12 protein-coding genes are annotated in these 13,755 nt (G+C 67.5%); 9 read left to right on the top strand and 3 right to left on the bottom strand.

Annotated elements, in window-relative coordinates:
• Positions 1-4 precede the first annotated feature (4 nt).
• The gene (locus tag FHR73_RS11660) at positions 5-841 is read left to right on the top strand and encodes an HlyC/CorC family transporter (protein WP_183631256.1); all 837 of its coding nucleotides are present in this window, start codon (positions 5-7) and stop codon (positions 839-841) included.
• A gap of 294 nt (positions 842-1,135) precedes the next feature.
• Entirely contained in the window at positions 1,136-2,683 is a 1,548-nt protein-coding gene (gene lnt / locus FHR73_RS11665) for an apolipoprotein N-acyltransferase (RefSeq protein ID WP_183631258.1), read from the top strand.
• Between the two features lie 7 nt (positions 2,684-2,690).
• Here the strand turns inward: lnt and FHR73_RS11670 are convergent, their stop codons facing one another.
• Both FHR73_RS11670 and FHR73_RS11675 read right to left on the bottom strand, forming a co-directional pair.
• Positions 2,691-3,452, bottom strand: coding sequence for a YdcF family protein (locus FHR73_RS11670; protein ID WP_183631260.1), 762 nt, complete (start codon positions 3,450-3,452; stop codon positions 2,691-2,693).
• 41 nt (positions 3,453-3,493) lie between these two features.
• Positions 3,494-3,817, bottom strand: a complete 324-nt coding sequence (locus FHR73_RS11675; protein ID WP_260175677.1) for a hypothetical protein — start codon at positions 3,815-3,817, stop codon at positions 3,494-3,496.
• Positions 3,818-3,994: 177 nt separating this feature from the next.
• Between FHR73_RS11675 and leuS the strand changes: the two genes are divergently transcribed.
• The 5 genes from leuS (at position 3,995) to FHR73_RS11700 (ending at position 10,042) form a co-directional block, all read left to right on the top strand.
• Positions 3,995-6,658 carry a leucine--tRNA ligase gene (gene leuS / locus FHR73_RS11680; protein WP_183631264.1) on the top strand — a complete coding sequence of 888 codons (2,664 nt, stop codon included), beginning with the start codon at positions 3,995-3,997 and terminating at the stop codon, positions 6,656-6,658.
• A 25-nt stretch (positions 6,659-6,683) separates the two neighbouring features.
• The gene (gene lptE, locus FHR73_RS11685) at positions 6,684-7,298 is read left to right on the top strand and encodes an LPS assembly lipoprotein LptE (RefSeq protein ID WP_183631266.1); all 615 of its coding nucleotides are present in this window, start codon (positions 6,684-6,686) and stop codon (positions 7,296-7,298) included.
• A gap of 48 nt (positions 7,299-7,346) precedes the next feature.
• Complete coding sequence (gene holA, locus FHR73_RS11690) at positions 7,347-8,384, top strand: DNA polymerase III subunit delta (protein ID WP_183631268.1); 1,038 nt, start codon at positions 7,347-7,349, stop codon at positions 8,382-8,384.
• 89 nt (positions 8,385-8,473) lie between these two features.
• Positions 8,474-8,635, top strand: coding sequence for an alternative ribosome rescue factor ArfA (gene arfA / locus FHR73_RS11695; protein WP_158896189.1), 162 nt, complete (start codon positions 8,474-8,476; stop codon positions 8,633-8,635).
• Positions 8,636-8,719: 84 nt separating this feature from the next.
• On the top strand, positions 8,720-10,042 hold the full coding sequence (locus FHR73_RS11700) for a lytic murein transglycosylase (protein ID WP_183631270.1): 1,323 nt from the start codon (positions 8,720-8,722) through the stop codon (positions 10,040-10,042).
• Between the two features lie 61 nt (positions 10,043-10,103).
• On the opposite strand, the gene FHR73_RS11705 is transcribed toward FHR73_RS11700, so the two are convergent.
• Complete coding sequence (locus FHR73_RS11705) at positions 10,104-10,997, bottom strand: LysR family transcriptional regulator (RefSeq protein WP_183631272.1); 894 nt, start codon at positions 10,995-10,997, stop codon at positions 10,104-10,106.
• 103 nt (positions 10,998-11,100) lie between these two features.
• Here FHR73_RS11705 and FHR73_RS11710 point away from each other — a divergent pair, with 103 nt between their 5' ends.
• Positions 11,101-11,850 carry a sulfite exporter TauE/SafE family protein gene (locus FHR73_RS11710; protein WP_183631274.1) on the top strand — a complete coding sequence of 250 codons (750 nt, stop codon included), beginning with the start codon at positions 11,101-11,103 and terminating at the stop codon, positions 11,848-11,850.
• Positions 11,851-12,009: 159 nt separating this feature from the next.
• A complete protein-coding gene (gene pgm, locus FHR73_RS11715; protein ID WP_183631276.1) occupies positions 12,010-13,674 on the top strand; it encodes a phosphoglucomutase (alpha-D-glucose-1,6-bisphosphate-dependent) in 1,665 nt (554 codons plus the stop codon).
• Positions 13,675-13,755: the final 81 nt, after the last annotated feature.

Consider the following 13,755-nt stretch of genomic DNA (forward strand, 5'->3'; position numbering starts at 1 on the left):
ACACATGAACGAAGATCGATCAGGCACTGGGCATCGTTCCTGGCTGGAACGCATCGTCCAGGCCTTTGCCCATGAACCCAAGAGTCGCCAGGAACTGCTGGAGCTGCTGCGCGAGGCGCACGAGAACAAGGTGCTCGACAGCGAGGTGCTGTCCATCGTCGAAGGCGCCATCTCCGTGGCCGACCTGCAGGTGCGCGACATCATGGTGCCGCGCTCGCAGATCATCAGCATCCGTGCCCACCAGACCCCGGCGGAATTCCTGCCGGCGGTGATCGAGGCGGCGCACTCCCGCTATCCAGTGATCGGCGAGGGCCCCGACGACGTGCTCGGCCTGCTGCTGGCCAAGGACCTGCTGCCGCTGCTGCTGGACTCTGCACGGGTCTTCGACTTCAAGACCGCCTTGCGCCCGGCCACCTTCGTGCCCGAGTCCAAGCGCCTCAACGTACTGCTGCGGGAATTTCGTTCGACCCACAGCCACATGGCCATCGTGGTGGACGAATACGGCGGCGTCGCCGGCCTGGTGACCATCGAGGACGTGCTGGAGCAGATCGTCGGCGAGATCGAGGACGAGCATGACGTGGAGGAAGAGAGCTTCATCAAGTCGTTGCCCAATGGCGACTTCGTGGTCAAGGCGCTCACCCCCATCGAGACGCTCAACGAGACCCTGGAAACCCGTTTCGCCGATGCCGAGGCCGACACGGCCGGTGGTCTGGTGATGAATCGCCTGGGCCATTTGCCCAAGCGCAACGAGGAAACGGTGATCGACGACTTCCGCTTCCGCGTGCTCAACGCCGACGGCCGCCGCATCCACCTGCTGCGCGTGACCCCGGTCAACCGCTAGCCGCTCTTGCCCCCTCTCCCTCCGGGAGAGGGCTGGGGTGAGGGTCGGTCTCAACCTACGGCCCCCCGTAGGCTCGGTTGAGCGCAGCGAAGCCCAACAGGCCTTGCTTCGAGGTCGATACTGTTGGGCTTCGACGAGGGAGCCGTCTCAACCCAACCTACGGGACGCTCGCACCGCGACACGCTCCATTCCCCTCTCCAACTGCGATCCAGCTCGCTCCCCCGCACGCGCCTTTGGCACTCCCTCGCGGCGACGAGTAAGCTTGCGCAGCCTCGATCGGACCAAGGATTTTCGATGCGCTGGATCTCTCAACCCGGCTGGAAGGGCAACCTTCTGGCGCTCTTCGCCGGTGCCCTCACGCCCCTGGCGCTGGCCCCCTTCAACATCTGGCCGCTGGCACTGCTGTCCGCCGGCCTCTTCTACCTGGGCCTCAAGGGTCTCGGTGCCTGGCGCGCCCTGCTGCGCGGCTGGTGCTATGGCTTCGGCGCCTTTCTCGCCGGCACCAGCTGGATCTACGTCAGCATCCACACCTATGGCGCCGCGCCGGTCCCCCTGGCGCTCTTTCTCACCGTGGGCTTCTGCGCCGGCATCGCGCTGTTCTTCGCCCTGCCCGCCGGACTCTGGGCACTGTGCCTGAGACGCAACCAGGCACCGCTGGGTGACGCCCTGACCTTTGCCGGCCTCTGGTTCGCCCTAGAGCTGTTCCGCAGCTGGGCGCTGACCGGCTTTCCCTGGCTGCTGCTCGGCTACAGCCAGCTCAACGGCCCCCTGCAGGGCCTGGCGCCGCTGGGTGGCGTCTGGCTGATCTCGGCCGCGCTGGCCTTTACCGCGGCGCTGCTGGTCAACGCCCCGCGCCTGATCATGCGGCCGCTCGCCCTGGTCGCGAGCCTGGTGCTGTTGGCCCTGCCGTGGGTGGCCGGTGATGTCTTCAAGGGCCAGGTCTGGACGCAACCCGCCGGCACGCCGCTCAAGGTCGCCGGGGTCCAGGGCAACATCGCCCAGGAACTCAAGTGGAATCCCGACCACGCCCGCGCCACCCTGGCGCTCTACCGGGACCGCACCGCCGAGCAAGGCGATGCCGACCTAGTGGTCTGGCCGGAAAATGCCATTCCCGTGCTGCGCGAATACGTCGGTGACTTCCTCGCCGCCGAAGGTGCCCAGGTGGCGGCCCATGGCGGCGCCCTGGTGACCGGCCTGCCCGCGCGGGAACGCGACGCCGACGGCGATTCGCGTTACTTCAACAGCATCACCGCGGTCGGCAACGGCTCGGGCACCTACTACAAGCAGAAGCTGGTGCCCTTTGGCGAATACGTGCCGCTGCAGGAATACCTGCGCGGCCTGATCGGCTTCTTCGATCTGCCCATGTCCGACTTCGTCCGTGGCCCCGAGCACCAGCAGCCGCTCCTGGTGAAGGGCTACCGCGTGGCGCCCTACATCTGCTACGAGGTGGTCTATCCGGAATTCGTCGCCGACCTGGCGGCCCAGAGTCAACTGCTGCTCACCATCAGCAACGACACCTGGTTCGGCAAGTCCATCGGTCCCAAGCAACACCTGCAGATGGCGCAGATGCGTGCCCTGGAAAGCGGTCGCTGGATGGTCAGGGTCACCAACGACGGCATCACCGCCCTGGTCGACCCCTTCGGTCGCATCAGCCGGCAGATCCCGGCCTTCGAGGTCGGCGTGCTGCAGGGCACCGTGGTCCCCATGGATGGCCTGACGCCCTATCTGCACTACCGACTCTGGCCGCTGGCGATCTTTTCCGCCCTGGTGCTGCTGTGGGGCCTGCTGCTGCGTCGGCAGGATAGTCCGGAAGAGGCGCCGCTGGTGGTCACCCAGAGCTAGGCGAGCATTAGCGATAGGCGAGCGGATAGAGCAACAGCCCAGCGGCCTCGTTGAGTAGCTGGGCGGTCTGCTCGACCGCCTTGGCTTCCGGCAGCCAGCCACCAAAGGGCCGGGCATTGGCGACGCCGATGAAGCCCATGGGCGCGGCCACCACCACGAAGCCCTGCCGTTCGAAACACCAGCGTGAACGCGCCATGTGATAGGCCTGGGTCACCAGCACCACCCGCTTCACCCCGGCCTCGCGCAGCAGTGGCGCACTGAGGGTGGCGTTTTCCCAGGTGGTGCGACTGGCACCTTCCTGCCAGCGCACCGGCACCCCCAGGTCGCGTTCCATCACCTCGGTCATCAGCGCCGCCTCGCTCAGCGGGCGGTCATGGGGCGAACCCCCGGTGATCAGCACCGGCAGGCCGCTGGCCTTGGCCAGCCGCGCCGCATAGCGCAGTCGTTCCACCGCCAGGTGACTGGCGGCATCGCCCGCCCAGCCCGGATCGTCCACCTCGCGACCGGCCCCCAGCACCACGATGGCGTCGGCCTGCTGCGCGAGGTCCGCCCAGCGCGCCTCGGGCAGCGCGGCATCGCGCTCCAGCAGGCGCCCACCCGTTTCCACCACGGCCGGCAGGGTGCTGGCCCAGAGGCCCAGCAGACCACCCAGGAAGCAGGCCAGGCCCAGGCGCGGATAACGACGACGCAACCACCAGCCCAGCAGCAGGAGCAGCAGCAGGCCGCCCGGGGGCAGCAGCAATTGCTTGAAGAAATAGCGCAGACCCATGGTCCCTCCGGTCGGGGGCGACCTCCGGGTCGCGGCGGCGCCTAGTGTAGGGGAGCGCCGACCGGGGCAGAAGGACTCTCGGCCAGCAGTTGCCGACCCTGGCACAGGGAGCAGAAGGCACCCGCCGGCTGGACCCGGCCACAACCCAGGCAGCAGGCCAGGGCGGCATCGGTCGTCTGATGGCGCGCCAGCCAGCGCTTGACCAGGGCATATTCGGCCGGACTCAGGCCTTGCACCTCGACTTCCCCGTTGGCGCTGTCATAGAGGCGTTCCTGGGTAACCGCCTCATCCAGCGCCAGCGCCAGGCGTCGTTGCAGGCGCACGTCGACGGGCAGCTTTTCGGACTCGCGTCGAAACTTTCCCATGATGGCGGTCATCCTCCCGGGTAATTGAACGGACGTTTGAACAGCCTAGTACGGCCCTTCCAACCCTGCCTCCCCCAGAGTGCGAAACAAGCGGCGGACCGGGACATTTCCCCGCGCTCGGGGGGTCATGTATGCTTGGCGGCTCGATCAAACGCCTCTGCAGCCCTCGACACGCCCATGCACGAACACTATCAGCCCCGCGAAATAGAAGCCGCCGCCCAGTCCTTCTGGGACCAGAATCTGTCCTTCAAGGCCACCATGCGCCCGGGCCAGGAGAAGTTCTACTGCCTGTCGATGTTCCCCTACCCCAGCGGCAAGCTGCACATGGGGCACGTGCGCAACTACACCATCGGCGACGTCATCGCCCGCTACCAGCGGATGCTGGGCAAGAACGTCCTGCAGCCCATGGGCTGGGACGCCTTCGGCATGCCCGCCGAAAACGCCGCCATGAAGAATGGCGTGGCCCCGGCCAAGTGGACCTACGAGAACATCGCCTACATGAAGTCCCAGCTGCAGAGCCTGGGTCTGGCGATCGACTGGTCCCGCGAGGTCACCACCTGCAAGCCCGACTACTATCGCTGGGAGCAGTGGTTGTTCACCCAGCTGTTCGAGAAGGGCATCATCTACCGCAAGAACGGCACGGTGAACTGGGACCCGGTGGACCAGACCGTACTGGCCAACGAGCAGGTCATCGACGGCCGCGGCTGGCGCAGCGGTGCGCTGATCGAGAAGCGCGAGATCCCCATGTACTACTTCCGCATCACCGATTATGCGGAAGAGTTGCTGACCTCCCTCGACGGCCTGCCCGGCTGGCCCGAGCAGGTCAAGACCATGCAGCGCAACTGGATCGGCAAATCCCGCGGCATGGAGGTGCAATTCCCCTATGACCAGGACAGCATCGGCGCCGAAGGCACCCTGAAGGTCTTCACCACCCGCCCCGACACCCTGCTCGGCGCCACCTATGTCGCCGTGGCCGCCGAACACCCGCTGGCCACCCAGGCCGCCCAGGGCAATGCCGAGCTGCAGGCCTTCATCGACGAGTGCAAGCGCGGCGGCGTCGCCGAAGCCGACATCGCCACCCAAGAGAAGAAGGGCCTGGACACCGGCCTGTTCGTCCGCCATCCGCTGACCGACGCGCGCCTGCCGGTGTGGGTCGCCAACTATGTGCTGATGCACTACGGCGACGGCGCGGTCATGGCCGTGCCCGGTCACGACGAGCGTGACTTCGAATTCGCCAACAAGTACCAGCTGCCCATCGTCCAGGTGGTGGATACCGCCGAGGCCACCCGCGTGCTGGCCAACCCGGACGACTACAGCCCCGCGGAATACGAGCGCTACCAGTTCGACCCGGTGCAGTGGAAGGACTGGTACGGCAGCAAGGAAGGCTTCCTGATCAATTCCGGCGCCTACGACAACCTCGCCTACGACGCCGCCTTCGACGCGATTGGCGCCGACCTGCAGGCCAAGGGCCTGGGTCAGCCGCGCACTCAGTTCCGCCTGCGCGACTGGGGCATCAGCCGCCAGCGCTACTGGGGCTGCCCGATCCCGATCATCCACGGTGACGACGGCATCGACATCCCGGTCCCGGCCGACCTGCTGCCGGTGGTGCTGCCCGAGGACGTGGTGCCGGACGGCGCCGGCTCGCCCCTGGCGCGCATGCCGGAATTCTACGAGACCGTCGATCCGCGCAACGGCCAGCCGGCGCGTCGCGAAACCGACACCATGGACACCTTCGTCGAAAGCTCCTGGTACTTCGCCCGCTATGCCTCGCCGAACTTCACCGGCGGCATGCTGGACAAGGAAGAAGCCAACTACTGGCTGCCCGTCGACCAGTACATCGGCGGCATCGAACACGCCATCCTGCACCTGCTCTACTCGCGCTTCTTCCACAAGCTGATGCGCGACCAGGGCCTGATCGATTCCGACGAGCCCTTCGAGAATCTGCTGACCCAGGGCATGGTGGTGGCCGAGACCTACTACCGCACCCTGCCCAACGGCAGCAAGGACTGGTTCAACCCGGCCGATGTCGAGGTGGAGCGCGATGCCAAGGCCAAGGTGATCGGGGCGCGCCTGAAGAGCGACGGCCAGCCGGTGGAAATCGGCGGCGTCGAGAAGATGTCCAAGTCGAAGAATAACGGCGTCGATCCCCAGGCGATGATCGACCAGTACGGCGCCGATACCTGCCGGCTGTTCATGATGTTCGCCTCGCCGCCGGACATGAGCCTGGAATGGTCCGACTCCGGCGTCGAGGGCGCGAGCCGCTTCCTGCGCCGCGTCTGGCGTCTGGCCCAGGCCCACGTCACCCAGGGCCTGCCGAGCGCCGGCGCCCTCGGCGAGCTGTCGCCGGCCCAGAAGGAGGTGCGTCGCGCCATCCACCTGGCCATCCGCCAGGCCAGCCAGGATATCGGTCAGCATCACAAATTCAACACCGCCATCGCCGCGGTCATGACCCTGATGAACGTGCTGGAAAAGGCCGCCCAGGACAGCGACACCGATCGCCGTCTGCTACAGGAGGGCCTGGAGGCCGTCACCCTACTGCTGGCGCCCATCACCCCGCACATCGCCCACGGTCTCTGGCAGCAGCTGGGCCACAGCGATGCGGTCATCGATGCCCGCTGGCCGCAGGTGGACGAAAGCGCCCTGGTGCAGGACAGCCTGCAGATCGTCATCCAGGTGAACGGCAAGCTGCGCGGCCAGATCGAAGTACCGGCCGACGCCAGCCGCGAGGCCATCGAGGCCGCCGCCCGCGCCAACGAGAACGTGGCACGCTTCACCGAGGGTCTGACCATCCGCAAGGTCGTCGTGGTCCCGGGTAAACTGGTCAACATCGTCGCCAACTAAGACACGCGAACGGAGCAGACAACAGATGAAGAAACGGATTCTCCCCGGCCTTGCGGTAGTCGGCCTGGCGACCCTGCTGACCGCCTGCGGCTTCCAGCTGCGCGGCACCGGCGAAACCCGCCTGAGCCTCACCGAACTGAACCTCACGGCGCGCGATGCCTACGGCCAGACCATCAAGGACGTCCGCGACATGCTGGACGACGCCCATGTGCGGGTCACCTCGGGCGCACCCTACACCCTGGACCTGGGCGGCGAAGCCCAGAGCGAGCGCACCGCCAGCTACACCAGCGGCGCCCGCAGTGCCGAGGTCGAGCTGACCACCCGTCAGCCCTATACCATCATCGGCAAGAACCAGGCGGTACTGGTCAGCGACTACCTGGAAACCCAGCGCTACTACGTGACCGACCAGAACAACATCGTCGGTTCCGAACAGCAGAAGGACCAGCTGCGCCGCGAGATGCGCCGCGAACTGGTACAGCAGCTGGCCGCCCGCCTGCAGGCCCTGACTCCCGAGCGCCTGGAAAAGCTGCAGCGTGACGCCGATGCCCGCGCCGCCGCCAAGGCCGACGCCGACCGCCGCGCCCGCGAGTCCGCCCCGCCGCAGCAGTCGCCGATCGAAATCCCCACCCCCGCGCGCTAAGCGCCGCACCTGGAGCCGCAAGGCTCCGGTTTGCCATTCCGGTTCAGCATGAAACTCAACGCCAACCAGCTCGGTAAGCAGCTCCAGGGCTCGCTGGCCGCCGTCTATGCGGTCAGCGGCGATGAGCCCCTGCTCTGCCAAGAAGCCAGCGATGCGATTCGCGGCGCGGCCCGCGCCCAGGGCTTCGACGAGCGCGAGGTCTTCGACGTCGATGCCGGTTTCGACTGGGGTCGTCTCTACGAGGCCGGCGCCAGCCTCTCGCTGTTCGCCCAGAAACGCATCCTCGAATTGCGCCTGCCCACCGGCAAGCCGGGCGACAAGGGCTCCGCCGCCCTGCTCGACTACCTGGCCCGCCCGGCCGAAGACACCCTGCTGCTGATCAGCCTGCCGCGCCTCGATGCCGCCGCCCAGAAGACCAAATGGGCCAAGGCCCTGCTGGAGCACCCGCAGGCGCAATTCGTGCAGATCTGGCCGGTGGAACTGGCGCAGCTGCCGCAGTGGATCAACCAGCGCCTGGCGCGCCTGGGGCTGGCCGCCACCCCCGAAGCGGTCGAACTGATCGCCGAGCGGGTGGAAGGCAATCTGCTGGCCGCGGCCCAGGAGATCGAAAAGCTCCGCCTGCTCATCGAAGGCTCCCAGGTGGATGCCGAGACCGTACGCGCCTCGGTGGCCGACAGTGCCCGTTACGACGTCTTCGGCCTGCTGGATGCCGCCCTGGCCGGCGATGCGGAGCATGCCCTGCGCATCCTCGAAGGCCTGCGCGGCGAAGGCGTGGAAGCCGCCGTGGTGCTCTGGGCTCTGGCCCGGGAACTGCGCCTGCTGGCCAACCTGGCCCATCTGCAGGAAAGCGGCACGCCGCTGGAACGCGCCTTCACCCAGGTCAAGCCGCCGGTGTGGGACAAGCGGCGCCCACTGGTCAGCCGCGCCCTGCAGCGCCAGGGGGCACGTCGGCTGGAAGCCCTGCTGCGCGAGGCCCAGGTCGCCGACGAACAGATCAAGGGCCAGGCGCCTGGCGAGGTCTGGCTGACCCTGGCCAGCCTGGCGCTGACGCTCGCCGGCAAGCGGCTGGCCCTGCCCAGGTCCTAGCGCTGGCCGGTGCTTGCAATGCCCGGCCCTTGCAATAGACTGGCGCGCCCCCATCAAGGGGGAATCCCCAACCCCAGGAGCACGCACGCATGGCCAAGAAGTACAGTCGCGGCCCCAACAAGGCCAAGGTCCTCGTCAGCGATCCCCGCTATCGCCCTCGCCAGGAAAAACCCGCCAAGGGCAAAGGCAGCTACCGCCGCGAAGCCTTCTCGTTGCAAGACGAGAAGGCTTCGGTCTTTCTGGCCGCCTGAAAGCTGCACGCAGACGCCTGACAGACGTCGGGACCCGGGCCGTGCTAAGGTGAGCCTTCCTGCCTAGACGTCCGGTGGAGACAGATGCAATTCGGGAAAACCCGCGGATTCAAGACCGGCGGCCTCCTCGCCGGAACCCTGGTCACCCTGCTGACCGCCGCCCTGGCCGCCTGCGCCCAGACTCCGACGACGCCCACCGCGGCGCCCTCTTCGCCCTCCTCGTCCAAACCCGCACCCGCGGCGAACGCCCCCGCCTCGACGGCTGAGGCCATGCCGCAGCCGGACGAAAGCTTCGAGCAATGGCGCAGCCGTTTCCGCGCCCTGGCCCTGGGCCGGGGCATATCCGCCGCCACCTTCGACCAGGCCTTCGCTGGCGTGCAACCCGATCCGGCGGTGATCGCCGCCGATCGCAGCCAGCCGGAATTCACCAAGCCGGTCTGGGAATACCTGGAATCCGCCGTCTCGCCCCTGCGGGTGCGCAATGGCAAGAGTCTGCTGATCCAGCAGGCCGGGCTGCTGGCCTCCCTGGAAGCCCGCTATGGCATCGAGCCCGCGCGTCTGGTGGCCTTCTGGGGCATGGAGAGCAACTACGGCAACAACATGGGCAACAAGGGCGTCATCCGCTCCCTGGCCACCCTCGCCTACGAAGGTCGCCGCCCGGACTTCGCCCAGGACCAGCTCATCGCCGCGCTCGGCATCCTGCAGCACGGTGACGTCACCGCCGACCGCATGATCGGTTCCTGGGCCGGCGCCATGGGCCAGACCCAGTTCATCCCCACCACCTACGACCAGTACGCGGTGGACTTCGACGGCGACGGTCGCCGCGACATCTGGGGCTCCACCGCCGATGCCCTGGCTTCCACCGCCAACTACCTCAAGGCCTCCGGCTGGCAGGACGGCAAGCCCTGGGGCTACGAAGTCCGGGTACCGGCCAACTTCGACTACAGCCTGGCCGATATGGGCGTGCGCAAGAGCCTGGCCGAGTGGAACGCCCTGGGCATCCAGGGCCTCGGCCTGCCGCAACCGGCCGCCCAGCCGAGCGACAGCGCCTCGCTGCTGCTGCCCGCCGGCCATCGCGGCCCGGCCTTCCTGGTGTTCAACAACTTCCGCACCATCCTCAAGTACAATAACTCCAGCTCCTATGCCCTGGGCGTGGCGCTGCTCTCGGAGCGCTATCGCGACGCCGGCCAGATCGCCGGCAGCTGGCCCACCGATGACCTGCCGCTGAGCCGCAGCGAGCGCGTCGAACTGCAGCAGCGCCTGGCCGCCCTGGGCCTGGATCCGGGCAGCGCCGACGGCATCATCGGCGCCAACACCCGCAAAGCCATCCGCGCCTACCAGCAGTCCCAGGGCTGGCCGGCCGACGGCTATCCCAATCATCAGTTGCTGGACAAACTGCGCGGCTGACGCCTGCTGGCGACCCGTATCTCAACCGAGACCGGGTCGCCGATCAGCACGCTTCGACACCCTACCTTCCGACCTGCTCCAGCACCTCCAGCAAGGCTGCCGCCGCCGGCGACAGCTCGTTGAAATCCCGGCAACCCACCACCAGGTCACGACGCGCCCAGGCATCGTTCAGCGGATGACAGGCCAGCGCCAGGCCCGGTCCTGCGCGGAGCAGACTCGCGGCCGGCAGGATGGCCACGCCCAGGCCACGGGCGACCAGGGCACAGGCCTGGATCGGACTCGGTACCCGAATGCGGATCGCCAGTTCCCGGCCCCACTGCGCCGCCTGGGCTTCCACATGGAGCTGCAAGGCATTGCCGCGAGACAGGCCGACGAAGGGCTGCTCGAGCAATCGCGCGAAATCGACCCGCTCGCCATCCTTCAAAGGCACGCTACCCGGCGCCGCGACCAGCACCAGAGGATCATCGCGGAAGGGCCGGACCTGCAGATCCTCCAAACCCGGCGCCGCCATGAAAATTCCCAGGTCGGCGCGACCTTCGCGGAGCGCCAGCACAATGCGTGAGCTAGGCAGTTCCTCGACGTCCACGTCCACCCTGGGCTGCGCCTGGAGGAAATCGGCCAGGGGTTCATCCAGATGCTCCATCACCGCGGCACCGTTGCCCAACAGCCGTACCCAGGTACGGCTGTCCGCCACTGCGCCAGTGAGGTCCTGGTCCATTTCCTCCAGCCGCAACAGGACCGCCCGGGCATGGCGCTCCAGGGTCAGGCCGGCCGGGGTGGGACGGACGCCACGCGCGTGGCGGATCAGGAGCCGCGTTCCCAGGCGGTCTTCCAGCGCCTTGATGCGGGCACTGGCGGAAGGGAGCGCCAGGTGACTCCGCTCGGCGCCCAGGGTGATGCTGCGCGCCGCCACGACGTGGAGAAACAGACGCAGGTCGAGCAGGTCGTAGCGCATCGCCGGAGAGCCTCTGTGCCGACCGTAGGCAGCCTTCGCCAATCCCGGCTTCTCACCTGCGGTCCTGAAATCCATGGTAACGCCTCCACCCGAGGAGGCGACCATGACCCTGCTGCTCTGTATCCTGATCTTCGTGCTCGCGGGGCTGACCAAGGGCGTGCTCGGCCTGGGCCTGCCCACCGTCGCCATGAGTCTGCTGGCACTGCTGATGACACCCGCCGAAGCCGCCGCCCTGCTGCTGATTCCCTCCCTGCTCACCAACGTCTGGCAATTCTGCGCCGGCCCCTCGCCCTGGCGGACGTTCAAACGTCTGTTGCCGCTGCAACTGGCCCTGGTGCCGGGCACCCTGCTCAGCATCCCGCTGCTGACCGGGGGCGATGGCGCCGGACTCGCTGCCGCGCTGGGCGCGGTGCTGGTCGCCTATGGCCTGATCGGCTGGGCGGGCTGGCGCCTGCCCGCGCCAGGTTGTCATGAGGGCAAGGTCGCTCTGCTGGTGGGTTTCGTCACGGGTCTGATCACCGGCATGACCGGTGTCTTCGTGCTGCCGGCGGTGCCCTATCTGCAGAGTCTGGCGCTGGACAAGGAACAGCTGATCGAGGCCCTGGGGCTGAGCTTCACCGTCGCCACCCTGGCCCTGCTGATGGGCCTCTGGTGGCAGGAGGCGCTGGCGGTCGAGCGCCTGGGTGCTTCCAGCCTGCTACTGCTACCCGCTCTCGCCGGCATGTGGCTAGGCCAGCGCGTGCGTCAGCGCCTCAAGGAGCATCTGTTTCGCCGCTTGTTCTTTGGCGGGTTGCTGCTGCTGGGGGCCTACGCCGTCCTGCATTATCTGCTGCGCTTGGGCTATCTTGGCTGAACCCGTCACAGTGCTGCCAGGTCCAGCCGGTGTAGGCTGCACCTTCGACGGGCAGCACGGTCTATGGGCGTAATTGAAGGGTCGCCGTGCCACGGTGACCCTTCAGACCCGGGCCTGTGCCCGACCGCTGCCTCTTTCCGACGTATACAGGACGCTTTCATGACGCTCGCTCCCAACGCAGGACGCCTCCCCGACGAGAACACCCTGACCCACCTGCCGCGCCTGGTGGCGCGCTACTACAGCGATCGCCCCGACCCCAGCGATCCGGGTCAGCAGGTGGCCTTTGGCACCTCCGGGCACCGCGGTTCCTCGCTCAAGGGCAGCTTCAACGAGTGGCACATCCTCGCCATCACCCAGGCCATCTGCGAATACCGTAAGGCCCAGGGCGTCGACGGCCCGCTGTTCATGGGCATGGACACCCACGCGCTGTCCGAGCCGGCCTTCATCTCCGCCCTGGAAGTGCTCGCCGCCAACGGCGTGGAAGTCCGTATCGACGCCGGTTGCGCCGAGACCAACGGCGAGCCGGGCTATACCCCCACGCCGGCGCTGTCCAATGCCATCCTCGAATACAACGCCGGCCGCAGCTCGGGCCTGGCCGACGGCATCGTCATCACCCCGTCGCACAATCCGCCGGCCGATGGCGGCTTCAAGTACAACCCTACCAATGGTGGGCCAGCCGACACCAACGTCACCAAGAGCATTCAGGACCGCGCCAACGCCCTGCTGGTGGCCGGTCTCGACGGCGTCAAGCGGATGGATTACCGCCAGGCGCTCAAGGCCGCCACCACCCATAAATTCGATTTCCTCGACAGCTATGTCGGCGGCCTGGGCCAGGTCATCGACCTGGACGCCATCCGCGGCTCCGGCCTGACCTTTGGCGTCGACCCCCTCGGCGGCGCCGGGGTGCACTACTGGCCGCGCATCGCTGAGCGCTATGGCCTGCCGCTGGAGGTGCTGTCGACCCGCGTCGACCAGACCTTCCGCTTCATGCGCCTGGACTGGGACGGCAAGATCCGCATGGACTGCAGCTCGCCCCACGCCATGGCCGGCCTGATCGAGAACAAGGACAGATTCGACGTCTCCTTCGCCTGCGACACCGACCATGACCGCCACGGCATCGTCGCCCGCTCGGTGGGGCTGCTCAATCCCAACCACTACCTGGCAGTGGCCATCGAATACCTCTTCACCCATCGTCCGCAGTGGAGCCAGCAGGCCGGCATCGGCAAGACCCTGGTGTCCTCCTCGATGATCGACCGCGTCGCCCACGGCATTGGCCGCCAGGTGGTGGAAGTGCCGGTAGGCTTCAAGTGGTTCGTCGACGGCCTGCTGGATGGCAGCCTGGGCTTTGGTGGCGAGGAATCCGCCGGGGCTTCCTTCCTGCGCAAGGCAGGCGGCGCCTGGTCCACCGACAAGGACGGCCTCATCCTCGGCCTGCTGGCCGCGGAAATCACCGCCGTGACCGGCAAGGACCCGGGCGAGCGTTACCAGGCCCTGACCGAACGCTTCGGTGCTCCGGTCTACCAGCGCATCGACGCCGCCGCCGACCGTGAGCAGAAGGCTCGGCTGAGCAAGCTGTCCGCCGCCCAGGTCACCGCCAAGGAGCTGGCCGGCCAGCCGATCACCGCCATCCTCACCGAGGCACCCGGCAACGGCGCCGCCATCGGTGGCCTCAAGGTGGTCACCGAGAACGGCTGGTTCGCCGCCCGTCCCTCCGGTACCGAAGACGTCTACAAGATCTACGCCGAGAGCTTCGAGGGCGAAGCCCACCTGGGTCGTATCCAGGAAGAAGCCAAGGCGCTGGTGGACGGCGTGCTGCGCGGCTGAAGGCGCACCCTCACCCCAACCTTCTCCCAAAGGGAGAGGGAGCTGCAAGCGGATCGGCGGGGGTGAAGGTGCCTATCCACA

The sequence above is a fragment of the Pseudomonas sp. AS2.8 genome (assembly GCF_014190935.1).
Taxonomy (GTDB): Bacteria; Pseudomonadota; Gammaproteobacteria; order Pseudomonadales; family Pseudomonadaceae; genus Chryseomonas.

Coding starts and splice junctions, on each gene's coding strand:
- FHR73_RS11660 (WP_183631256.1), top strand. CDS start 5: ATGAACGAAGATCGATCAGGCACTGGGCATCGTTCCTGGCTGGAACGC.
- lnt (WP_183631258.1), top strand. CDS start 1,136: ATGCGCTGGATCTCTCAACCCGGCTGGAAGGGCAACCTTCTGGCGCTC.
- FHR73_RS11670 (WP_183631260.1), bottom strand. CDS start 3,452: ATGGGTCTGCGCTATTTCTTCAAGCAATTGCTGCTGCCCCCGGGCGGC.
- FHR73_RS11675 (WP_260175677.1), bottom strand. CDS start 3,817: ATGGGAAAGTTTCGACGCGAGTCCGAAAAGCTGCCCGTCGACGTGCGC.
- leuS (WP_183631264.1), top strand. CDS start 3,995: ATGCACGAACACTATCAGCCCCGCGAAATAGAAGCCGCCGCCCAGTCC.
- lptE (WP_183631266.1), top strand. CDS start 6,684: ATGAAGAAACGGATTCTCCCCGGCCTTGCGGTAGTCGGCCTGGCGACC.
- holA (WP_183631268.1), top strand. CDS start 7,347: ATGAAACTCAACGCCAACCAGCTCGGTAAGCAGCTCCAGGGCTCGCTG.
- arfA (WP_158896189.1), top strand. CDS start 8,474: ATGGCCAAGAAGTACAGTCGCGGCCCCAACAAGGCCAAGGTCCTCGTC.
- FHR73_RS11700 (WP_183631270.1), top strand. CDS start 8,720: ATGCAATTCGGGAAAACCCGCGGATTCAAGACCGGCGGCCTCCTCGCC.
- FHR73_RS11705 (WP_183631272.1), bottom strand. CDS start 10,997: ATGCGCTACGACCTGCTCGACCTGCGTCTGTTTCTCCACGTCGTGGCG.
- FHR73_RS11710 (WP_183631274.1), top strand. CDS start 11,101: ATGACCCTGCTGCTCTGTATCCTGATCTTCGTGCTCGCGGGGCTGACC.
- pgm (WP_183631276.1), top strand. CDS start 12,010: ATGACGCTCGCTCCCAACGCAGGACGCCTCCCCGACGAGAACACCCTG.